Here is a 23272-nt window from a genome sequence, read left to right as displayed (position 1 = left end):
GACGCGAGTCGCACCGGCGTTTGATAGATATCAGCTCATGCCTCTCATTCCCGAGGAGCCTCAGATTCACGAGAGTGCCCAGGGTCCCCGCGCTACTCCGGCCAGTGGCCGCACAGCGCCGACCCCCCGTCCCGTACCCGGCCCCCGTCCCGCGGCTCCGCCGCGTCCCGGCCGTCCGGGTCCTGTCCGGCCGATGCCGGCCCAACGCACCCCGCACGAGCCGGTCGTGGCCGCTCCGGGGCCGTCCGCCCCGGCGGCCGCTCCCGCTGCCGCCGCCACTCCCCGGATCCAGCTCATCCCGGCCTCGGCCGAGGGCGCGCTGGACGCCGCCGAAGAAGCCGTCGACCTGCTGTTGGAGTCGGGCCGTGCCCCCGGGGAGGTGCTGGTGATCACCACCGGCCAACCGCACCCGTGGGCCGCGCACGAACTCTCCTTCGGCGAGACCGCGTACTGGGCGCAACACGACGCCGGCGATGACGTCTTTTACGCCGACGCCTCAGTCGCGGGCCGGGCCGCGTCCCGTCCCGTGGTCGTGGTCGCCGTCAACGGCGGTTCCGACACCGTCGCCACCACCGCGCTGCCCCTGGCCCTCGGTCGGGCCGGTGCCCTGCTGATCGTCTGCGGTGACGCGCAGACGATCAACTCGGTGCTGGGCGCGGGGGTCTGAGCACGCTCCGGACGCCGTCCGGGGCGCGCTCGGCGCACCTGCTCGGGGGGACACTGAGGGTGCCGCTGCGGCGGCACCTGTCCGGTGGTCATCCTGACGTGCGCCGATGATGGCCGAGCGCGTGGTCCGTTGTCGGCGGTGTCCGGCAAGTGTGCTGTTCACAGGCTTGGCCGGCACGCCAGGGGCTCTTCGGCGTCCTTGGTACAGGGGAGTGCCGGCGACTTCCACGTGCGTCGGTACGGGGGCGGGCGTACGACTGTGGGACTCGCTGAGATGTGCTTCAGGACGTCGTTCGCTCCTGGCCGGTTCTGCCGGGTCTTCCTCGTGCATGCCTTGCCGTACGTCGTCGGCGGCGTGCCGGGGAGGTCGTTCGCGCCCGCTTGGACGGACGTCGGCAGGCGCCCCCGGCCTCGGCGTCTGGTAGCCGCGGCCTCAGCGGGCGGCCGCCCGGCGCAGTACCTCCGACGCGGCGCCGCCGGTGCGCGGCAGCGGCGGCAGTGCCTCCACCGCGCTGAAGGACTCCGGGGGTGAGTCCGTGTTCGGACGGCGTCCGCCGCGGCCCTCGCCGAGGACCTGCCAGCCGTCACGCGTCAGCGTGATGTACGCCCCGCAGCGCAGTCCGTGGAGCGTGCAGGCGTCCCGCAGTCCCCACATCCACGCCCCGTCCTCCTCCGTCCAACGCGCGTCGCCGTCACGGCAGTAGAGCAGCACGGCCGTCCGCACCGGCGTGCGCCGTCGCAGGTCGTGCGGGATGACCCGGCGCAGCTGCGCGAGCAGCGCGTTGCGGAACATCCAGCCGTCGGCCGGAGCCGAACGCCGAGTGAACGACGCGCTTGCCGTCAGCCGCTCCTCCGGGTCGAGGACGGCCACGATCGCGGTCGCGGGCCGTGGCCGATGCCGCTCGTGCAGCCCGCTGACGACCTCACGAGGATTACGCAACAGCGGAATCCCTGCGGAGGCCCATTCAGTGGGTTCGAGCATCCTGACCAGCGGGTCGGCGGAAGCGGCGGACAGATCGGCAGACGTCGACATGGATGCCGCCGAGGACGGAGCGAATCCGAAGGTCACGTTCCTCCCTTCGGCTACGCGCCCACACTGCGGGCGGGGGTCGGACTTGGGGGAGCGCGCCGCGGCACAGCCCTACCGGACCACCGATGAGGCATGCGGGGAGCGATCCCAATTCTTCCTGTCGAACTGGGATGCGGCAACGAGCAATTGGGGCCACCGACCGTATTCCGGCGATAGGTCGCCTATATCCCTGCCCACAGTTCTTGGCGGCGACACCAGAGTCACGCTTGCACGGCGAGGACCAGCGGCAACACCACCGGCGCACCGGATCGTCGCAGCATGCGCGCGGCCACGGTGAGTGTCCAGCCGGTTTCCGTTCCGGCGTCCTGAAGCCGGACGGGGCTGCCCGCCCTGCGACGGGGCGTCACGCTGGGTGAGTTCGCTGATTGTCAGTGGCATCCGGTTGCATGGGGGCATGGACAACCTGGAACTCCGCGCAGAAGCCGATGCCATCCTCGCTGAGCTCGTCGGCGGCCCCGGGGGGTCGGCACGGCTGCGCGAGGACCAGTGGCAGGCGGTGGCGGCCCTGGTGGAGGAACGTCGGCGTGCGCTGGTGGTGCAGCGCACCGGCTGGGGCAAGTCGGCGGTGTACTTCGTGGCCACCGCTCTGCTGCGGCGGCGGGGCGCCGGACCCACGGTGATCATCTCGCCGTTGCTGGCGCTGATGCGCAACCAGGTCGAGTCGGCGGCGCGGGCCGGGATCCAGGCGCGCACGATCAACTCGGCCAACCCGGAGGAGTGGGACACCATCTACGGGGAGGTCGAGCGCGGCGAGACCGACGTGCTCCTCGTGAGTCCGGAACGTCTTAATTCCGTGGATTTCCGCGACCAGGTGCTGCCCAAGCTCGCAGCGACGACCGGATTGCTGGTGGTCGACGAGGCGCACTGCATTTCCGACTGGGGCCACGACTTCCGCCCCGACTACCGCAGGCTGCGGGCGATGCTGGCCGAGCTGCCCGCCGGTGTGCCGGTGCTGGCCACCACCGCGACCGCCAACGAGCGGGTTACCGCAGATGTGGCTGAGCAGTTGGGCACCGGCGCCGGTGAGGCCCTGGTGCTGCGCGGTCCGCTGGAGAGGGAGAGCCTGCGCCTGGGTGTGGTCCAGTTGCCGGATGCCGCGCACCGCCTGGCCTGGCTCGCCGAGCACCTGGACGAGTTGCCGGGCTCCGGGATCATCTACACCCTCACGGTCGCCGCGGCCGAGGAGGCCACCGCCTTTCTGCGTCAGCGCGGCTTCCGCGTGGCGTCGTACACCGGGAAGACGGAGAACGCCGACCGCCTGCAGGCCGAGGTCGACCTCCAGGAGAACCGGGTCAAGGCGCTGGTCGCGACTTCGGCGCTGGGCATGGGTTACGACAAGCCGGACCTCGGATTCGTGGTGCATCTGGGTTCGCCGTCCTCGCCGATCGCTTACTACCAGCAGGTGGGGCGTGCGGGGCGTGGTGTGGCCCACGCCGATGTGCTGCTGCTGCCGGGGCGGGAGGACGAGGCCATCTGGCGCTACTTCGCCGATACCGCCTTCCCGCCCGAGATGCAGGTCCGGCAGACCCTCTCGGCCCTTGCCGATGCGGGACGGCCACTGTCCGTGCCGGCCCTGGAGGCGGCCGTGGATCTTCGGCGCAGCCGTCTGGAGTCGATGCTGAAGGTGCTGGATGTCGACGGCGCGGTGAAGCGGGTGAAGGGCGGTTGGACGGCCACGGGAGCCGAGTGGGTGTACGACGCCGAACGGTACGCCTGGGTGGCCAAGCAGCGGGCGGCCGAGCAGCAGGCCATGCGCGACTACGTGAGCACGTCCCAGTGCCGGATGGAGTTCCTGCGTCGGCAGCTGGACGACGAGGGCGCGATCCCGTGCGGCCGGTGCGACAACTGTGCGGGAGCCTGGGTCGATTCCTCCGTTTCGGCGGAGACGTTGACAGGAGCGACCGAGGAACTCGACCGCCCGGGGGTGGAGGTTGAGCCGCGCCGGATGTGGCCGACCGGGATGGCCGCACTGGGTATCGACCTCAAGGGGCGCATCCCGGCCAGGGAACAGTGCTCCACCGGGCGCGCCCTGGGGAGGCTTTCGGACATCGGCTGGGGCAACCGGCTGCGCCCACTGCTGGCTGAGAACGCGCCGGACGGCTCGGTCCCCGACGATGTCCTGCGGGCCGCGGTGGCGGTCCTGGCCGACTGGGCGCGCTCTCCGGGGGGCTGGGCGTCGGACACCCCGGATGCCTCTGCCCGGCCGGTAGGAGTCGTCGCCGTGCCGTCCCTGTCCCGCCCGCAGCTGGTCGGCTCCCTCGCCCAGGGAATCGCGACCGTCGGCCGCCTCCCGTTTCTGGGCACCCTGACGTACACCGGGCCGAGCGACGCGCACGTGGTACGCCGCAGCAACTCCGCCCAACGTCTCAGGGCACTGTCCGACGCCTTCACCGTCCCCGAGGACTTGGCGGCTTCCCTCGCCGGCTCTCCGGGTCCGGTGCTGCTCGTGGACGACTACACCGACTCCGGCTGGACCCTCGCCGTCGCTGCCCGGCTGCTCCGCAGGGCGGGCGGAGGGGATGTTCTTCCGTTGGTGCTTGCCGCGGCGGGCTGAGCTTTCCTCAGGGAAGTTCCGTCGCCTGTGGCCGGGTTCGGTCGCTATGCATTCCGGATGGAATTGCACACTTCAATGGGGCAGTCGGGTATGTGCCAGGGTTATTGCGGCCCTGTCGGCAGGCCCCGCCCTTCCTGAGGTTTCCCGGAAAGTCCGGATGGTCTCAGTGAGTGGGGCGGACGGCGTCGAATCCCCGTGGAATTCGACGAATGTATCCCACGTCCCGGGGAATGGTGTCGGCGTGGAGAGCACTGGACCCGCTCCGTTCGAGCGAGTGGTTACCGGGGGAGCAGCCGCCGTTCATCGTTCACCTCTGCTAATAAGTGAAGCGGGCTGAACGTGTCGGACGCGTGGCTGTCCACCAGCAGGGCGCTCTTCCACCGGAGTTCGCCGCCCCTTTTCGCTCTGGGAGCGCATCGAATCCTGCCATTGGCGCGTAAGGGAGGGGAAGGAGGATCGAGGTGATTTCATGGTGGGCAACACTGCAGACATATTGTGTACACACAGAGGCCGGTGGAGCTGGAAGCCTGCCCGGCCCAGTGCGTCCTCGCACCGTCTGGAGCACTACTCGCTCCAGGGGCGGAGCCCGCAGAGCCGGATGATTTCGGCCAGGTCGGTGGCTGGACGAGGGCGGGCGAGGTGACGGACGGGGATGCAGGGTTGTCCGCGCCGCGGAGTGGTCCACACGTCTACCGGTCCACGCCCTGGTCACCGCAAGCTTGCGGCCCGCGACGCCGACCTGCGCAGACGCAAACGACGCCGACCGTTGTGGGCAGTCGTGACGCACAACTGGGGTCCCCGGACAGAGTTCCGGGGGAGGGTGTTGCCTCCCCCCGAGGCCGGGCCCGTCGACCGGGACGCCGACCTCGGGGGCCTGAGTCGGACTACTCGGTCACTTCGTGGCCGTTGCGCCGACGCCGACGCCGACGCCGGCGCGGCCGCTGTCCGTCTGGACGGTGACGGCCGGCCTCGTCAGGGAGCTGAGGTCGTGCGCGTACGTGCCCACCGAGTCGGCGATGACGTCGGTGTTTATGTCGAACGCCTTCATGCTGATGTTCTCGATGGTGTCGTGGGCCGTCTGATAGTTGACGTCGAACGCGACACCCGCCGTACCCCCGAACTTCGCTGCCTGCGCAGGCGTCTTGATCGCCTCCGCGCCGCTGAACGTACCGCCGGAGGGGATGCCGGCGTCGACGAAGGGGCCGTAGTCGAAGCGGCTGACGAACGGCGTGCCCTCGGGCGACAGACCCCGATTGCCGAGGAACTCCGTGATGCCGCGCTCGAGTGGGGCCGAGCCCTGCGGTACGACCTGCGAGTTGGCACCGTCCGAGCCGTCCCCGTCCAGCACGAACAAGCCGTAGTTCGGCGAGGCGATCATTTCGAAGTGGAGGTAGAGCTTGATCTCCTGCTTCGCGAGCGCCGTCAGGTTCGAGACGTAGTGATCGGAGCCGACCAGGCCGCTTTCCGTGGCCGACCACCAGGCGAAGCGCACCTTGTTGCGCGGGTGCTTCTCCTCCTTGGCCAGCTTCAGTGCGACGTCGAGCAACCCGGCTGAGCCGGAGCCGTCGTCGTTGATGCCCGGACTCGCCGGCACCGTGTCCAGCTGGGCCCCGAGCATCACGGTGTTGGCGGCGTTGCCGCCCGGGGTCTCGGCGATGACGTTGTTCGTGGAGCGCTTCTCCTGGAACTGGCGGATCTCGAAGGAGATGCTCACCGGGCCCTGGGCGGCGTCCGCGGCGAGCTTCTCGCCGTCCGCCTTGCTGAGGCCGCCGGTGGGGATCCTGGCGGCGGCCGGGTCGCCGAGAGTGCCTGACAGCGGGCCGTACCCGGCGTCGATGTTGTTGTAGATGATGGCGCCGACCGCACCCGCGGCGGCGGCCTGTTCCTGCTTGGCGGCGAAGGCGCAGCCGCCGCGCCTGATCAGGGCGATCCTGCCGGTGAAGCCGCCGGCGGCGTAGTCGCCGGACTCACAACCGGTGCTGCCGTCGGCGTCGACCGGGACGGCGGCCAGGTCGGCCGCGATGCCGCCCACCGGCGTCGACGTGGTGTACGTCATTGCCTTGATCTGGAGGTCGCCCGGTGCGGGCGAGAGGACAGTGAGCTTCTCGGCCAGTGTCTGCGTGTAGACGAACTCGAACTCCTGGTACGAGACGCGGTAGCCGGCCCTCTGCAGCTGCTTGTAGACGTAGGCCGCCGCCGCGTCGTGCCCCGGGGAGCCGGCAACGCGATCGCCGCCCGTCGAGTCGGCCAACTGCTGGAACTTCTCGAGGTACTTGTAGGCGTCCTTGGCGGACGCTTCACGAACGAGCGCCTTCGAGAGCCTGGCGGCGTCCTTGCCCGGGTCGTCCTTGTGGGCCGAAGCGGGCGAGGTTGAGGCCATCAGGAGCGGTATCGAGAGTGTGACCGCGGCCAGAGTGGCCGTGGCTCTTCGACGGGATGCGTGCACAGAGGTCCTTCCCGGTGCGAACAAGGTTGAGAGGAAGTTAGCGATCTTCAGCCCGTTCTGCGAACAGATGTGCCACAACTACGTAATTTGTCGCACTGTTGATCATCATCTCGCTGTAGACAGTCGCTGTGGCCGGTCAGGGTTCGTGCAGGCGGTCGCGACCCGGCCGGGTGTCTGCGGGGCCGGGCACCCGTCGACCCTCGTCCGTGGTTCGGGCCGGAAGCCCGTCCCGAACCCATGGCCCTGTGCATCGCGGCAAGTGAAAGCTCGTCGGCATTCAGGAAATCATTTACCAGTGCAATCCTGCGTACGTTTCGGCAGGGTCATGGTGTCCTTGCCGCGGTGTCCGGCGACGTTCACCCGTCATTCGGTTTGTGCTCGGATGTCTTTGGTCTCGACCGGAAGTCGATATACCGGACGCCCGTGACTGTCCGATTCCTTTCGGCGGATTTGTGCCGCTGGTCAATGGTGCGAGAGGTTTCCAAGGGGTCGCTTGACGTTCTTTAGGCGGTGCGGCAGGATCATGGCGAATCTCCGACCTTTCTCCTTGTTTTTATCGTCCGGGTGACGAGGGAGCCGGGTCAGGGGAATCGGGGGAGGGGGAGGCGTGTCCGACACGTCGGTAGGGGAAAATCTTTGGAAAGATTCTCGCGTCGAAGACATGGGGCTGGCCGCGGAATTACTCGCTTGTGAGCCTGAGTTGCTCGATGTCTATCGGAGCGGACTCGTCGAGCAGAGGAATCCGCTGGGGATCAATGCGGAAGCGTGGGATTCCTGCCGTGAGCAGGTCCGTGGAATCCTGTCCGAGTGCCGGTCCGCGCTGGAGAACGATGCCGGGGCTGCGCACGGCCGGCGATCCCCGCAGCACGCGCGTCTTTCGAGGGGAACCCGGATCGCTCAGGGAACCGTGCCGGTCCAGGCCGTGCATGCAGGGTCCCTGCTGGTCCAGCTCGTGGCGGAGTTCCTGGAGCGGTTGTCCCTCACGGGCCGCCCGTACAGCGGCCGGAGTCTGATGAGACTGATGGCGATCCTCCAGGCGGCGGTCACACGCCGCTTCGAGGAATCCGGCGAAGGAGGAGAAGGAGCAGACGGGTATGGCCCGTCCCTGCTCGACGTCCCACGGGACTCCACCATCCAGAGCTGCAGCTCAATGGCGCGGGAGGTCCACGACCGCATCGGCAGCGCGGCCAGCCTTGCCCTGCGCCAGTTGGAGCTCTACGAACTCGCCCGGAACGTCTCCTCGGCGACGGACCCCCGGCTGGACAGCCTGAAGCAGGCGATCCTGGAGACGATGCACGGCACCCGGGACATCGTGACCGAGCTGCGTACCCGCGCGCACTCCGTCGGTTCTCTGGAGACGGCGCTGTCCGCCTTCGTCACCGCGATGGAGATCGACGAACCCGTCGTGGACATCCGGATCGAGGACTTCGACGAACCCCTGCCGGAAACCATCGCGGACAATCTCTTTCTCGTCCTGCGTGAATGTCTGCGCAACGCCTTGGCGCACGCCCGGGCCTCTCGTGTGACCCTTTATGTGCGAAGTGACGCGCGTCGACTACGGGCGTCCGTGACCGATGACGGAGTCGGTCTCCCTGAGGAGCGGAAGTTCGGCAACGGCCTTGCCTCCATGGCGGAACGGATCCGATCGCTCGGCGGCCGGATGGAGATCAAGAGTGCTCCCGGGTGCGGCACCATCCTTGAGTTCTCGGTACCGATGGGCGAGGCCTGGCATGCGGTCGGCTGATGAGCAAAGGTTGTTGGGGACGGGCGAGCCGATTCGTATCGTCGCGGTCGACGACCACTCGCTGTTGCGCGGTGCCCTCTGCCAGCTTCTCAATGCGGAGGACGACCTGTGCGTCGTGGGCGAGGCCGACACGTCCGAGGGGCTCGGCGACCTGGTGGAGAGCAGTGGAGCGCATGTCGTGCTGCTCGATGTCGAGATGCCCGACCACCATGCGCCCACCGTGGTGAGCGAACTGATCGCGCGCTTCCCGCGTCTGCGCGTGCTGATGCTGTCGATGTACGGCGATGGACCGCTCGTGCACGAGTTGCTCGCCCGCGGCGCCCACGGCTATCTGCACAAGAGCACCCCTTGCGCATCGCTGCTGTCCGCCATCCGCGGCGCCGTGGCTCCCAACCCGCAGGTCATGGTCGCCCTTCAGGGCAGCGTGATTCCGGAAACCGCCTTCCGCGGCGCCGGGCTGTCCCTCTCGCCCCGTGAACGAGAGGTCCTCACGCATGTCGCCGACGCGCTGAGCAACCGCCAGATCGCCCATGAGCTGGGCATCACCGAGGCAACGGTGAAGCGACACCTGCGGAACATCTTCGAGAGACTCGGCGCGGCCTCTCGTATCGAAGCCGTCAACAAGGCCGTGGACGCCCGGCTCATCGAGTCGGCGAGAAAGGGCAGGTGACCCCGCGGTCACCGAAGCGTCGGCCATGCCGTACAGCCGGTGCGAATACTCCTTTAGGAGCATGCCCGATGCTTCTTCAGAGGCCTGGTGTCAGTCCGATGTCAGGATTACATTCGCAGGCATGCCTCAAGTGACGCTCTGCGAGACGCACAAGAGCGGCGATGTTGACCATCGATTCGCAAGTGACACGATCAAGTGTCCCTCGGGGCGCGAACTAGCCGCACTTTCCTGTCGGGGAGTCTCGACACGCGGCGCGGTTCTTCCCTCTGACGCCTGTCACGGGTGACCGCGACGGCCGGCCTGACCAGCCTCGGCCTTCAGCGACGTCCTGAACCCCGGGCAGGCCTCCGGCCCGGTGCTGCCGGGTGGTTGGGCAATGCGGCCCTCACCTGTCCCGGCGCCCCGGGCGCCTGACCTTCCTTACGACGCTGTGCCCGCGGTTCCTCGGAACGGGCTCGGTGTCGCTCCTCTCCGCCGACCAATTCGCCGAGCCCGCCGATCGTCACCGGCGGACGCGCCGGCTCTTCATCGACGCGCGATACGCGGCGCAACTCGCCGCCTTCGCGCGGTCCGGGGCCCGAACGGCCACATCCGGGACCGACATGAACAGCACACGACCCATAGGGGGAACGGGACCATGAACGGCACGGGGGACCCTTTTCGCATCCAGCTCCTGGGACCGATACGGGCCTGGCGACGGGGTGAGGAGGTGGCGCTCGGCTCGCCCAAACAGCGTGCGGTGCTCAGTCTGCTCGCCAGCCGGGCCGGCGAGGTGGTCAGTGGGGAGACCATCACCAGCGCCCTCTGGGGCAGCGACGCCCCGCAGACCGCGGCCAACGGCGTCCACACCTATGTGGCCCGGCTGCGCCGCGCGCTGGAGCCGGGACGCGGCTGCCGGGACGCCAGCACGGTTCTCTCCTCGGAGCCCGGGGGCTACTGCCTGCGGGTGGACCCGGCGTCGGTGGACGCCACGCTCTTCGTCGAGCGGCACGGTCACGCCCGCAGATCACGCGAAGGCGGTAGTGCTGAAACGACACTGCGGATGTACGAGGACGCTCTGGCGCTGTGGCGGGGGGAGGCGTACTCCGGGGTGCCGGGGCCCTTCGCCGCCGTGGAAGGCGTCCGGCTGCGGGACATGAGGCTGACCGCGGTCGAGGAGTGGGCCGCCGTCATGCTGGAGGCCGGACAGTACGCCGAGGCGGTCGACGCCCTCTCGCGTGCCGTGTCGGAGGAGCCGCTGCGCGAGAAGCTCCGCTGGCTGTTGATGCTCGCGCTCTACCACGCGGGCCGTCAGGCGCATGCCCTCTCGGTGTACACGGAGACCCGGCAGCTGCTGAGCCGCGAACTGGGCATCGAGCCGGGGGCCGAGCTGCAGGACCTCCACCGGTGGATCCTCGCCGGGCAACAGGAGTTGCGGCCGCTCGGCGGACGTATGTCCCGCAGGACCCGGGAGGGACTTGGTGCCGGCGTTCCAAGGCCGGCCCAACTCCCCTCCATGGCACGCGGGTTCACCGGGCGCGACACCGAACTGAGGCAACTTGAGGGCCTCCTGGACGACGAGTTCGCTCAGCGCAGCACCCCGGTGATCGTGGTCGACGGCGCCGCGGGCGTCGGAAAGTCGGCACTCGTGCTGGAACTGGCACACCGCCTCGCGCACCGCTTCCCGGACGGTCAGCTCTATGTGGACCTCTGCGGCAACGGACTGCGCGGCCGGCCGTTGAGCGCCTCGGACGCGTTGCTGCAACTGCTCACCAGCATCGGAGCCGACAGCGCGCGGATACCGCGGGACGTGACCGGCCGTGCCACGCTCTATCGCAGCCTGCTGTACGGCAAGCGGATGCTGGTGGTGCTGGACGACGCCTTGAGCGTTGATCAGCTGAGGCCCTTGATACCGCGCGGCGAATCGTGCGTCGTGGCCACGAGCCGGCAGCGCTTCGGCGGACTGGCAGCACGGGACGGTGCGCGCACGCTCACCGTCAAACCGCTGGCCGACGCCGAGGCGGCACACCTGCTCACCAACCTGTCCGCAGGACGGCTCACCGAAGACCCGGGGGCCGCTCGGCGACTGGCGGCACTGTGCGGTGGACTGCCGCTGGCGTTGCGCATCACCGCGGAGCGACTCACCGCGAACCCCGGTGTCCCGCCGGGAACGCTGGTGGAGCAGTACGCGGAGGAGAGCGGCCGGCTGGACCGCCTCACCATGGAGGACGATGCCCTGGCCAGTGTCCGTGACGCGTTCGAGACCTCCTACCAGGCGCTCTCCGGCGAAGCGGCGCGGATGTTCCGCTTCCTGGGGCTGAGCAAGGACGGACCGATCACCGTTCCCGTCGCGGCGTCACTGACGGACACGGACCGCGACACCGCCCGCCGACTGCTCGACCTGCTGGTCGCCAACCATCTCCTTGAGGCACAGGGGCATCAGTTCCGCTTCCACGACCTCCTGGGGATCTACGCGGCCGAGTGCGCGAAACGCGAGCCGATGCTCAACAGGAGAGCGGCCCTGGCCCGACTGGCTGCGGCGAGCCCGGTCGCTCCGCGCGAGCGGGTGGCGGACGACGACAGGGAGGTGGCCTGTGCCGTCGTACTCGCGTAGTGCCGCCGTGTTCCGAGACCGCCGAGGGATCTCACACTGAGGTGAGGGCACCGTCCTCGGGCCCCGTCGGCATGCTGCGCAGTCTGCCGACGGGGGACAGGACGATCGGGATCAGCATCGCGGCGGAGACCAGGCCCGCGATCCACAGGGCACCGTGAAGACCCGCCAGCGCGGCCAGCAGGCCGCCGACGGGTCCGCCCAGCGCACCGCCGCCATAGAGCAGCATGCGCATCGCGGCCGTCATCCGGCCCATCAGATGCTGCGGAGTGACGGTCTGGCGCAGGCTCACGATGAGGACGTTCGAGACGCTGCTGCCGAAGTACTCCAGGAAGAACGAGGCGACGAACAGGCTCAGGAGCAGCCAGCGCGGACCGCCCGCGGCGGGAATCAGCAAGGGGCCGAGGAAGATGATCGAGACCGACACCCGGTAGGCGGTGCCCACCGACAGCCGGCGCACCACCATGCCGGACACCAGCGCGCCCAGCAGACCCCCCACGGCGGCCGCACCCATGATGAAACCGACTGCGGCGGCAGGCAGTTCCTTGTCGCGCACGGCGTACAGCAGGAACAGCGTCTGCACCATGGTGAGGAGGAAGTTGCAGCTGCAGCCGACCAGGCCCATCGCACGCAGCAGCCGGTTGCCGAACACCCAGCGCAGGCCCTCGGTCAGTTCGGCGCGCAGACGACGTTCGGCCTTGGGTGCCTCCGGGGCGGGTTCCGGCTTCCTGATGAGGAGCAGCGACAGCACCGACAGTGCGTACGAGAAGGCGTTGGCGGTCATGGCGAAAGGCGCCGAGAACGCGCTGACCAGCGTGCCGGCCAGCCCCGGCCCGGCGATGTCCGCCGACGACAGCGTGGCGTTGAGCTTGGTGTTGGCCTCCAGCAGGCTGCGCCTGTCCTTCACCAGCACCGGAACGTACGACATCCAGCTGACGTCGAAGAGCACCGACGCCACCCCGATACCGAGCGCCAGGGCGTACAGCAGAGGGAGCGTCAGCAGGCCGAAGTGGTAGAGGAGGGGTACCAGGCCGATCAGCACCATCCGGGCCAGGTTGGCGCCCAGCATGATGGGCCGCTTGCGCGACCGGTCCACCCATACGCCGAAGAGCAGGGCGAGCCCGAGGAAGGGAACCAGCTGGGCGAACCGCAACAGGCCCAGTTCCTCGGCCCCCACCTCGAAGACCAGTACCGCGGTGAGGGGGAGCGCGAGAAGGGTGATCTGGGTGCCGTAGAGGGAGAGTCCCTCGCCGGTCCAGAACACCATGAAGTCCCTGTTGTGCCAGAGAGACCGAGGGGGTGCCTCCGCCTCGGCCGTGGTGGCCGGTGCGGCGGGCGTGCCGTGCTCCGTCATGCCGGACCTGCCTCTCGTAGGGCTTGGTCGACGATGCCGCTGATGACGCCCAGCCCCTGGCCCTGCCACACGGAGTGGTGGTCGCCGGGTGCGGTGTGCTCGGTGAGCCGGCTCACATGGGGACGCCAGTCCAGCAGCCTCCCCTCCGACTCCGCGGCCTTGATCAGGATGGCGGGCCCTTGGTGGACGGAATCCAGCCGATGCCGTCGCAGGGCCAGCACGCCCGCACGGAAGAGGGCGTAGCGCTCCAGCAGGAACTCCACGTCGAATTCCTCGGGTACGGCGCCGTCGCGCTCCGCCGCGGCGAAGATTTCCGCCGGTTCCGCCCCCGGCCGTATGCCTGCCAGAGCCTTGTCGACTTCGGGTGCCCGGTCACGGGTCACGCCGAGGAAGTCGTACAGGAAGTAGCGGGCCAGTTGCTCGTCGGGCGGCACCGACTGTGTCCCGGGCAGCGCCGCGTCGACGATGACGAGCAGAGGCACCTCTTCTCCCGCGGCGACCAGCAGCCGTGCCATCTCGTAGGCGACGACCCCGCCGAGCGACCAGCCGAGCAGCTGGTACGGACCGTGCGGGCGGGCCGCCCTGAGCGAGTCCGTGTGCAACCGGGCCAGCTCGTCGATCGACCCGGCGGGCTCGGAGAGGCCGTCGAAACCAGGTGCCTCGAATCCGAACACCGGGTGCCCGGTGTCGAGTTGGTGCGCCATCGCCGAATAGCAGTAGGGCGAACCCGAGACCGGGTGGACGCAGTGGAGCGGGAGCAGGTCGCCTGTCTCCCGGAGGGTGACGAGACTGCCGACGGGGGATTCGATCACTGTGCCGACGCTCCGTTCGGAGTCGGTGCGAGCTGCGTGAGCCGCTCGTCGATGACGGAGGCGACGCCGCTGACGCTGCTCCCGCCGTACAGCAGGCGGACGTTCACCCTGATCCCGAAGTGCTTGTTGAGCCGGGTCACCGCACGCATGGCCTGCAAGGAGTTGCCGCCGACCGCGAAGAAGTCGCCGTCCGCGCCGATCCGGGGTACGCCGAGCACGGCCGCGAAGATCTCGGCCACTGTCCGCTCGGTCGCCGTCACCGGTGCGGCGAAGCTCTCCAGGGGTCCGCCGATGTCGTCCGGCGGCGCCGGCAGGGCCCTGCGATCGACCTTGCCGTTGGGAGTCAGGGGCAGCTCGTCCAGGACGAGCAGGGTGCCCGGCACCATGAAACGGGGCAGGGACCGGGCAGCGTGCTCGCCCACCGTCCCCGGCCGCACCGTCCGGCCCGCTTCGGCGACGACATAGGCGACCAGCCGTCGGTCGCCCGCCCCGTCGGGGTGCGCGGTGACGACCGCCTCCCGGACGGTGTCGTGGGCGCGCAGTACGGCTTCTATCTCGCCGAGTTCGATCCGCAGGCCATGCAGTTTGACCTGGAAGTCCGCCCGGCCCAGCAACTCGATGAGACCGTCGGGCCCGTAGCGGGCCACATCGCCGGTCCGATAGAGGCGCTCGCCCGACAGCTCGCCGAACGACCAGTCGAAGAAGCGCTCCGCGGTCTGCTCCGGCCGGCCGAGATAGCCCCGGGCGAGCCCGATTCCCGCCAGGTGGAGTTCGCCGGGAACACCCGGCGGCACCGGCTGGAGAGAGTCGTCGAGGATGTAGGTGCGCTGGTTGGCCATGGGGCGCCCGTACGGGATGCTCGTCCAGCGGTCGTCGGTCTTCGTCACCTCGTAGACGGTGGAGTGGATGGACGACTCGGTGGCCCCGCCGAGGGCGACGAAGCGCAGGGCGGGGGCGATCGCCCGTGCCCGGTCGGGCAGCGACACGGGTATCCAGTCCCCGCCGAGCAGCGCCAGGCGCAGGTCACCGAGGGGCTGCGCACCCGTGCTGTCGAGGTGGTCGACGACCAGGTCGAGGAGAGCGGGAGCCGAGTTCCAGACGGTGACCCGGTGGGCGGCGAGCAGTTCGGCCCAGTGCTCGGGGTCCTTGGCCCGCCCCGGCTCCGGCAGGATCACCGTGCCGCCCGCGGCCGTCAGCCCGAGGAACTCGTACACCGACATGTCGAAGCTGGGCGACGACAGCGCGAGGACCCGGTCGTCGGCGCCCACGCCGAAGCGGGAGTTGAGATCCGCGATGTTGTTCATCACCCCGCGATGGCGCAGGGCGATCGGCTTCGGGGCGCCGGTGGATCCCGAGGTGTGGATGATGTACGCGAGATCCTCGGGGTTGGCGCCGCCCGGGGGATTGTGGTGCGGGCGCTCGGCGAGGAGCTCCTGGACCTGGTCGAGGAGGACCACGGGAGTGCCCGTTCCGGTGTCCGGCAGCGAGAGGCTCGCTGCCGGTCCGGTACGGCTGACCACCACCGCGCAGGAAGTGCCGGTCACCATCGTGGCGAGGCGCTGCTGCGGGTAGTCGGGGTCGAGCGGCACATAGGCGCCGCCCGCCTTGAGCACGCCCAGGACAGCGACCAGCAAGTCGGCGGATCGCTCCAGGCAGATGCCGACCCGCCGGTCGGGGCCGATGCCCAGATCGCGCAGATGATGGGCAAGACGGTTCGCCGCCTCGTTGACCTCGCGATACGTCCATGTCCGGCCGCCGCCGACCAGGGCGACGGCGTCGGGTGACTCGGCGGCGCGGTTCTCGAACGCGGTGTGCAGGCACACGTCGTGCGGAAGATCCGCCGCGGTGTCGTTCCATTCGACGAGCATCCGGCGCAGTTCGTCCCGCGGGAGCAGGCGCAGCCGCGACACCGGCCGGTCCGGATCGGCGAGCCCGTCGTCCAGCAGAGTGCGGTAGCCGACGAGGAGACGCTGGATGGTGGCCCGGTCGAAGAGCTCGGGGGCGTATCGCAGCTCCGCGGTGGGAATGCCGTCGTCGCCCGGCGGGTGCAGCACCAGCTCGAACTCGTCCGGCTGCGCCGGCTCCGGCCCGGCGGCTGTGTCGCGGGCCAGCTCGGCCAGGGTCGCCGTCCCGGTGACGGTCCGGTTCAGGCGGGCCGCGCCCGACCCGGGTGTCCGCACGGCGAAGCCGAATTCAGACTGTCCGCTCCAACGGTGGAGCAGCGCGGTGAAGCCGGCCAGGAGCAACTCCTCCGTGGCGGTTCCCGCCGAGGGGCCGAGCCGCAACTGAGCGGCGCCGGTACGTTCCGGAGTGGCTCCGGGCAGTCGCGGCCGGTCGGCCGGCAGCAGCGCGGGCGGTGCCGGCACGGCGGATGTCCTGGGGGCTGTGTTCCGGCTCAAGACCTCGCTCCTCGGTCGCGGTCGGAGACCTCGGCGGTGCCGACTCCGGCGCCGAAGGGCAGTGGATGGGTGCGGCACAGAGCGGCGACCTCGGCCGCGACCCGGTCGCGCACCACGGAATCGGTGCGGAACTCGGCGTCGCCGAGCACGGTGGTGGCGGTGAGCACCTCGTGCAGCAGACCGGCGCAGACCCGCATCTCGGCGGGCCCCATGCCCCGTTGCGACAGCACGTTCGTGCCCAGCCGCAGACCGCTGGCGACGAGAGGGGCTTTGGTGTCCTTGGGGATGCGGTTCCGGTTCGTGAGGATTCCGCAGTCCTCCAGGGCGCGTTCGGCGACCACACCGGTGATGCCGCGGTCGAGTATGTCCAGTAGCACCATGTGATTGTCGGTGCCCCCGGCCAGGACCCGGTAACCGAGCCCGGCCAGGTCCTCGGCGAGCGCCGCCGCGTTGTCGACGACCAGCCGCATGGTCGCCTTGAACGCCGGTTCCGCAACCAGCTTGAGCGCATGCGCCTTGGCGGCGATCGACGCCGGGCTCGGCGTCCCCTGCGACTGGGGGAAGACCGCGCGCTGCATCAGCTTTTCGAGCGGGGTACGGCGACTGTCCGGGCCGGGGGTCCGGTGCTCCTGGCCGATGAGGATGAGCCCTCCGCGCGGCCCGCCCAACTGCTTGTACGTGCTGGTGGTCGTGATGTGCGCCAGGTCGATGGGGCTGGGGTGTTCGCCCGTGGCCACCAGACCGGCGATGTGCGAGATGTCGGCCACCAGATAGGCCCCGACGGAGTCCGCGATCGCGCGGAACCGGGCGAAGTCCAGTGTCCGGGGATAGGCGCTGGCTCCCGCGATGAGCACCTTGGGGCGATGGGCCAGGGCCAGCTCGGCCACCTGCTCGTAGTCGATGAACCCCTGCTCGTCGAGGCCGTAGTGGACCGCTCGGTAGTGACGCCCGGTCACCGAGGCGGCGGATCCATGGGTGAGATGGCCGCCGGAATCCAGGTCGAGGGCGAGCAGCACACCGCCCGGAGGCACCAGCGCGGCCAGCACGGCTTGGTTGGCCGAGGAGCAGGAATGCGGCTGCACATTGGCATAACGGGCGCCGAAGGCCTGCTTGGCCCGGGCCACGGCCAGTCGTTCCACCGCGTCGAACCGGGCCGCACCGGGGTGGTAGCGGGCCCCCGGATAACCCTCGGCCGTCACGTTCGACAGGGCGGCGCCCCCGGCCGCCAGGACGGCCGGGTTCGCGATGCTGGCGGACGCCACCATGGCCAGGGTGCCGGCCTGCTCGCCCACCTCACGGTCGAGGACCAGGGCGAGTTCGGGATCGGTTCGGCTCAGCAACGCCGCTCCCTGGTGCAGGAGCAGAGTCTGCGCGGAGCCGGAGCCGGAGCCGGAGCCAGAGCCGGAGCCGGGGTTGGGGCCGGAGCTGGGGTTGGGGTTGGGGTCAGTGTCCACGGCGGACCCGGAGCGGGAGCCGGTCTGCCGGAGGTCGTGGGACGGGAGTGACACCCGTGAGGTCTCAAGCACGGCTACCCGTCGCCTCCTTGGACGCCGTCAGCGCGTCGATGGCCGTGGCGACCGTGGCGACCGTGGCACCGCCGTACAGAAGACGGACGTTGACCTTGACGGCGAAGTGCTTGTTGAGCCGGCTCACGACGCGCATCGCCTGCAGCGAATTGCCCCCGAGCTCGAAGAAGTTGCCGTCGCCGCTGATCTGCGGCAGGGACAGCACAGCACCGAACACCTCGGCCACCTTCTCCTCGGTCGCGGTCACCGGGGCGACGAAGCTCGCCGTCCCGTCGCCCGAACCGGCCACCGGAGCAGGGAGTTTGGCGCGGTCGATCTTGCGCGCCGCCGTCAGCGGGAACTCCGCCAGCTCCACCCAGCCCGTCGGCACCATGTACTCGGGCATCGTGCTGCCCAGGTGCTCACGGAGTTCGGCCACGGTCGGCGAGCTGTCGCCCAGCACGGTGTAGTACGCGACGAGCTGCTTCTCCCCGTAGTCCTCGCGCAGCAGGACCACGGCCAGCCGGACCTTCGGGTGCGTCAGCAGTCCGGACTCGATCTCACCGAGCTCGATCCGCAGCCCGCGCAGCTTCACCTGGTTGTCGAGCCGCCCGATGAAGTCGATCTGCAGATCGCGGTTCCACCGCACCAGGTCCCCGGTGCGGTAGACCCGACCCGCACCCAGGAAGGGGTCGGGGACGAACTTCTCCTCCGTCAGCTCCGGCAGGTTGAGGTAGCCACGGGCCAGGCCCTCGTCGCCGCCGATCAGCAACTCGCCCGGGACGCCCACCGGAACCAGGTTGAACTCCTTGTCCACCACGTAGTGCAGGCGGCTGAACTCGGGCCTGCCGATGGGCGGCGAGGACTGCCATTCCTTGTGCTCGCACAGGTACTCGGTGGTCGCCACCGACGCCTCGGTGGGTCCGTAGAGGTTCACGAACTTGCGACCCGGCAGATTCCACTTGTTGACCAGCTCGGCCGGCAGCGCCTCGGCGCCGCCCATGATGTATTTCAGGTCCGGGTACGGCCCCGCGTCGACCACGGAGAGGATCGCGGGGGACAGGCCGGCGTAGGTCACCCGCTGGTCACGGATCAGGGCGCCGAGCGACTCGGGGGACGAGGCGTCCTCCGGCGCCACGAGGACCAGCGCCGAACCGCTGATCAGCCCGGCGAAGATCTCGCCCTCGGACATGTCGAAGGTCAGCGCGGGCAGCTGCAGGAGCCGGTCCTCGGTGGTCCACTCGCCGAAGGTGCGCCGGTACGCCTCGATGAACATGCGCAGACCGCGCTGCTCGATCATCACGCCCTTGGGACGCCCGGTCGAGCCGGAGGTGTAGAGGACGTAGACCAGGGAGGTCGGCTGCGCCCACTCCTCCAGCGGTTCGTCGTCCGGCTGCGCCTCGATGAGCTCCCAGTCGGCGTCGATCCGGATGCTCTCCCAGCCGCACGAGTCCGGCAGGTCGCCCACCGAGGCCGACCGTGTGATGACCAGCGGGGCCTTGGTGTCCCGCAGCATGTGGTCCAGCCGGGCGTTGGGGTGCGACGGGTCGATGATCGTGTAGGCGGCGCCTGACACCATGACACCCACGATCGCCACCAGGGCGTCCAGATCGCGGTCCATCGCGATGGCCACGACCTCCTCGCGCCGCACACCGCGGGAGCGGATGTACCGGGCGAGCTTGCCGGCCTGGCGCATCAGCTCGCCGTACGTCAGCTCCACGCCACGGCAGACCGCCGCGACCAGCTCCGGATTCTCCTCGGCGATCCGCGCGATGGTCGCGTGCACCGGCTCCGTCGGGTAGTCGAAGTCGGCGCCGCGCCCCACCTCCAGCAGCTCGCGGTGCTCTTCCCCGGACAGCAGCGGCAGCGCGGAGACCGGGGTGTCAGGGGCGTCCGCCGCGGCGGCGAGCACCGTCCGGAAGTGCCCGATCAGGGACTCGACGCGCCAGCGGTCGTAGAGGTCGGTCGCGAACTCGACGATCAGACGCAGCCGTTCGGTGCCCTCCACAAAGCTGAACGAGAGGTCGAACCGCGAGCGGGAGCCGGCCACCGTGATCGACTCGGACGTCAGACCGGCCAGTTCCAGCGTGTCGCTGGTGCTGGACTCGCCCAGCAGCTGGCAGGCGATCTGGAACAGCGGGTTGCGTCCCGCGTCCCTGGTCGTCTGCACCCGGTCCACGACATGGTCGAACGGCACATCCTGGTTGTCGTACATGTCGAGGTTCGCGTCGGCGACGCGCTCGAGCAGCTCGGCGAAGGTGACACCGCCGGACAGGTCGCACCGCAGCACGGTCATATTGATGAACAGGCCGACGACGTCTTCGAGTTCCGGGTCCGTGCGGCCGAGCATGGGCACCCCGAGGGCGATGTCGTCCTGCCCGCTGTAGCGGCTCAGTACGACGTTCAGCGCCGCGGCGACCACCATGTAGAGGGACGCGCCCTGCTCATGGGCCAAGGCGCGGGCCTTCTGCAGCAGTTCGGCCGGGAAGTCGACCACGAAGGTCTCGCCGTTCTGCGTGGGCTCCGTCGGCCGGAGCCGGTCGGCGGGCAGCTCGAGCGCCTCGAGACCGGCAAGCCGCTCCTCCCAGAACTTCAGCTCCTCCTCCCAGACGCCGTCGGCCCGCTGCTTACGCTGCCGCTTGATGTGGTCGTCGTAGCCGATGGACAGTTCCGGCAGGGACGGAGCAGTACCCGTGGCCAGGGCCCCGTAGGCCTGGGAGAGTTCGCGGCTGATCACACCTCCGGACCAGCCGTCGGTGATGATGTGGTGGAAGCTCAGGCTGAGTACGTGCTCCTCGGGGGCCAGCCGGAACAGCTGGAACCGGGAGATCGGCCCCGCGGCCAGATCGAACGGGGTGTCCGCCTCGGCCTGCAGCGCCTCGTGGAGTGCGCCCTCGGCGTCGTCGGCGGCCAGGCCGGAGAGGTCCCGGACCGCCAGTGGCCGGTCCTCCGCCGGTGAGACGACCTGATAGGGGACGCCGTCCTGCGCGTGGAAGGTCACCCGCAGCTGCTCGTGGCGCCTCACCAGCAGGTTGAGCGCACCTTCGAGAGCAAGCGGGTCGAGCGGCCCGCGCAGCCGGTAGGCCACCGGCACGTTGTAGGTGGTCTCACCGGGATTCATCTGGGACAGGAACCACAACTGTTCCTGTCCGAAAGACAGTTGGATGCGCGCATCGGCGGTGTGCAAGCTCATCGTCTCAGGACTCCATTCGGGTGTTCACGGTGGTTTCCCAGGGGCGGGGGAGCCCGGGCTCGGCGCACCGGGGCGGCAGGAAGCCAGCCCCGGAGGGCCGGGGCGGCAGCAGGCAGGCAAGGGAAGAGCACGGAAGGCAGGCCGGGACCCGGGGGTTCGGCGGCAGCGCCGGGGTCAGCGGGCCTGGACGGAGCCGGCCGTGGGGGAGAGGGGCCTGAGCACACGCTCCACGCGGCGCAGCCCCTCGGTCACGGCCTCGGGCGAGCGCGCGAAACAGATCCGGAAGCCGTCGGTCGCGCCGAGTGTCTCGCCGGGCATGAGCAGCACTCCCAGGTCCAGTGCCCTGCGGCACATCGCCAGCGGCTCCTCCCCGGTGTTCAGCCAGAGCCAGGCGAACGGGGTGTCCTCGGGCTCCACGAGGATCACGGCGTCCGCGTTGCGCCGGGCGAAGTCCCGGACCAGGGCCAGCCCTTGGCGGGTGAGGTCGTGGTACGCGCGCAGATGGTGCTCCCGGTTGGCCAGGACGTCGAGGGCCAGGGTCTCGCACAGCACCGAGTTGGAAATGGTGGACAGGAACTTGCGCCGGGCACAGCTCTCCACGACGTCCGGCGGACCGTAGAGCCAGCCGACCCGCAGTCCGGGGAAGCCGTACACCTTGGACAGGCTGGACACGGAGATCACCCGATCACTGCCTAGGGCGGGGGACCGCGAGAGGTCGAGCGCGTACTCCTCGTCGAGCAGAAGATGGGCGCCCGTACGCTCCGCCAGTGCCAGCAGGCCGCGCAGGTCCTCCTCCGCGATGCGCCGACCGGTGGGATTGCACGGGGTGTTGGCGACGATCAATCGCACGTCGGGCCCGGCCACCGCCTCGGCGGCCTCGACGTCGAAGCTGAGGTCGGGGCGGAACCCGACGAGTTCGACACGGCAGCCCAGCTCGGGGGGCACGTCCCAGGACTGCTGCCAGCCGGGCCGGAAGGCGATCACTCTGGATCCGGGTGTCAACAGCGCCGTGTACACGAGGTAGAGCGCCTGCTGGGCACCTTGGGTGATGAGGATCGAGTCGGCCGCCCCGCCGTACAGGCCGGCGACCGCTTCGCGGAGAGCATCGAGGCCCCGGTCGTGTCCGTAGTCCAGCTCCAGTTCGGGCGGCACCTTGAGGGCGTCGAGGCGTCCGGGGACCATGTTGCTGTCGCCCAGATCGATGTCGAAGCGCCCCACGGCGTCCTCGAACACCCACCGCTGGATCGGATAGTCACGCGACTGCTGCGAGGAAGTGGTCACCGTAGGTTCCCCGCTGACGCCATCCGGTCGAGCCGTGCGCGCAGGGCGGGTGCGAACGAGCCGGCGGCCACCTGCTCGGCGTCGCCGGTCATGGTGACATGGCCGTCGCCCGCGATGGTGATCTCCACGCTGCCTCCGGACATCCTGACCTCGACGCTGCCGTCGCACAGCCCGAGTTCGCGGGCCGCGGACACCGCGGCACAGGCGCTCGCGCCGGACGCCGTCACGTACCCGGCGCCGCGCTCGAACACCTCCAGCTCCATCACGGCCCGGTTCGCCATGCGCGCGAACTGCACATTGGTGGCTTGCGGGAACCGGATGTGCCGGGCGATCCTCGGGCCGAGCCGCCGGGCCAGCTGCGGTGACGGGTCGTCCACCAGGACCACCGTGTGCGGATTTCCGTTGTACACACAGGTGACGACGAGTTCCTCGCCCTCCACGGACAGCGGCACGCCCACCGCACGGCCGATGTACGGCGCCCCGGCCTCGTCGAGCAGGGGCAGATCGGCGGCCTCGAAGCTGGGCTGCCCCATACCGACCTCCACGCGCCCCGCGTTGGCGTCGAGGACCCGCACCGGGCAGTCACCTGCGGCCGTGCGGAGGGTGAACTCCCGCCCGTCGGCCCAGGCGTCGCGCTCCTGCTCGGCGAGGTGGAGCGCGAACATCCGCAGTCCGTTGCCGCTCCTTCCGCAGTCGGAGCCGTCGGAGTTGTACAGGTCGAGGGCGACCGGCACACCGGCACGGGGCGTCTCCAGCGGCCCGTAGAGGACACCGTCCGCCCCTATGCCACGGTGCCGGTCGCAGACCAGCCGGATCGCTTCAGGGGTCACGGGGAAGTCGGTGTAACGAGGGTCGATCACCAAGTAGTCGTTGCCTGCTGCCTGATATTTGAAGAAGTCGATCACAGCTGATCTCCAAGGGCTGCTGGGCGCGGTGCCGCCCCGAGGCGTCGTGCCTCACCTCGGGGC

At 69.7% G+C, this 23272-nt stretch carries 14 protein-coding genes; 5 read left to right on the top strand and 9 right to left on the bottom strand.

Annotated features, from left to right (window positions below; all coding sequences use genetic code 11):
- The first annotated feature begins 37 nt into the window (after positions 1 to 37).
- On the top strand, positions 38 to 667 hold the full coding sequence (locus ACFWP7_RS05825; protein ID WP_384376577.1) for a hypothetical protein: 630 nt from the start codon (positions 38 to 40) through the stop codon (positions 665 to 667).
- Between the two features lie 432 nt (positions 668 to 1099).
- Here ACFWP7_RS05825 and ACFWP7_RS05820 read toward each other — a convergent pair whose 3' ends face one another.
- Complete coding sequence (locus ACFWP7_RS05820) at positions 1100 to 1735, bottom strand: hypothetical protein (RefSeq protein WP_384376574.1); 636 nt, start codon at positions 1733 to 1735, stop codon at positions 1100 to 1102.
- A 415-nt stretch (positions 1736 to 2150) separates the two neighbouring features.
- Here ACFWP7_RS05820 and ACFWP7_RS05815 point away from each other — a divergent pair, with 415 nt between their 5' ends.
- Positions 2151 to 4310: a RecQ family ATP-dependent DNA helicase gene (locus tag ACFWP7_RS05815; protein WP_384376571.1), complete on the top strand. Its 2160-nt coding sequence runs from the start codon at positions 2151 to 2153 to the stop codon at positions 4308 to 4310.
- Between the two features lie 892 nt (positions 4311 to 5202).
- On the opposite strand, the gene ACFWP7_RS05810 is transcribed toward ACFWP7_RS05815, so the two are convergent.
- Positions 5203 to 6690: a M28 family peptidase gene (locus tag ACFWP7_RS05810; RefSeq protein ID WP_384376568.1), complete on the bottom strand. Its 1488-nt coding sequence runs from the start codon at positions 6688 to 6690 to the stop codon at positions 5203 to 5205.
- A gap of 988 nt (positions 6691 to 7678) precedes the next feature.
- Between ACFWP7_RS05810 and ACFWP7_RS05805 the strand changes: the two genes are divergently transcribed.
- The 3 genes from ACFWP7_RS05805 to ACFWP7_RS05795 all read left to right on the top strand — a co-directional run bounded on the left by ACFWP7_RS05805 (position 7679) and on the right by ACFWP7_RS05795 (position 11763).
- A complete protein-coding gene (locus tag ACFWP7_RS05805; RefSeq protein WP_384376565.1) occupies positions 7679 to 8500 on the top strand; it encodes a sensor histidine kinase in 822 nt (273 codons plus the stop codon).
- Positions 8487 to 9170 (top strand): LuxR C-terminal-related transcriptional regulator, encoded by a 684-nt coding sequence (locus tag ACFWP7_RS05800; RefSeq protein ID WP_384376562.1) that lies wholly within the window; start codon positions 8487 to 8489, stop codon positions 9168 to 9170. The genes ACFWP7_RS05805 and ACFWP7_RS05800 overlap by 14 nt, the downstream gene beginning before the upstream one ends.
- Before the next feature lie 637 nt (positions 9171 to 9807).
- Positions 9808 to 11763 carry a BTAD domain-containing putative transcriptional regulator gene (locus ACFWP7_RS05795; RefSeq protein WP_384376558.1) on the top strand — a complete coding sequence of 652 codons (1956 nt, stop codon included), beginning with the start codon at positions 9808 to 9810 and terminating at the stop codon, positions 11761 to 11763.
- Between the two features lie 31 nt (positions 11764 to 11794).
- On the opposite strand, the gene ACFWP7_RS05790 is transcribed toward ACFWP7_RS05795, so the two are convergent.
- The 7 genes from ACFWP7_RS05790 to dapF form a co-directional block, all read right to left on the bottom strand.
- Positions 11795 to 13114, bottom strand: a complete 1320-nt coding sequence (locus ACFWP7_RS05790; RefSeq protein ID WP_384376555.1) for an MFS transporter — start codon at positions 13112 to 13114, stop codon at positions 11795 to 11797.
- Positions 13111 to 13926, bottom strand: coding sequence for an alpha/beta fold hydrolase (locus tag ACFWP7_RS05785; protein WP_384376552.1), 816 nt, complete (start codon positions 13924 to 13926; stop codon positions 13111 to 13113). Before ACFWP7_RS05785 ends, ACFWP7_RS05790 begins: the two co-directional genes overlap by 4 nt.
- The gene (locus ACFWP7_RS05780; protein ID WP_384376549.1) at positions 13923 to 16325 is read right to left on the bottom strand and encodes an amino acid adenylation domain-containing protein; all 2403 of its coding nucleotides are present in this window, start codon (positions 16323 to 16325) and stop codon (positions 13923 to 13925) included. The genes ACFWP7_RS05785 and ACFWP7_RS05780 overlap by 4 nt, the downstream gene beginning before the upstream one ends.
- Positions 16322 to 17851, bottom strand: a complete 1530-nt coding sequence (glyA, locus tag ACFWP7_RS05775) for a serine hydroxymethyltransferase (RefSeq protein WP_384376546.1) — start codon at positions 17849 to 17851, stop codon at positions 16322 to 16324. The genes ACFWP7_RS05780 and glyA overlap by 4 nt, the downstream gene beginning before the upstream one ends.
- The gene (locus ACFWP7_RS05770; protein ID WP_384376543.1) at positions 17844 to 21023 is read right to left on the bottom strand and encodes an amino acid adenylation domain-containing protein; all 3180 of its coding nucleotides are present in this window, start codon (positions 21021 to 21023) and stop codon (positions 17844 to 17846) included. Before ACFWP7_RS05770 ends, glyA begins: the two co-directional genes overlap by 8 nt.
- A 174-nt stretch (positions 21024 to 21197) precedes the next feature.
- On the bottom strand, positions 21198 to 22304 hold the full coding sequence (locus ACFWP7_RS05765; RefSeq protein ID WP_384376540.1) for an aminotransferase class I/II-fold pyridoxal phosphate-dependent enzyme: 1107 nt from the start codon (positions 22302 to 22304) through the stop codon (positions 21198 to 21200).
- On the bottom strand, positions 22301 to 23209 hold the full coding sequence (gene dapF / locus ACFWP7_RS05760) for a diaminopimelate epimerase (RefSeq protein ID WP_384376537.1): 909 nt from the start codon (positions 23207 to 23209) through the stop codon (positions 22301 to 22303). The genes ACFWP7_RS05765 and dapF overlap by 4 nt, the downstream gene beginning before the upstream one ends.
- Between the last annotated feature and the right edge of the window lie 63 nt (positions 23210 to 23272).

This window comes from Streptomyces sp. NPDC058470 (assembly GCF_042721055.1).
GTDB lineage: Bacteria > Actinomycetota > Actinomycetes > Streptomycetales > Streptomycetaceae > Streptomyces.
Note: the sequence above shows the minus strand (reverse complement) of the source record. Positions and strands in the feature narration are given on the sequence as shown.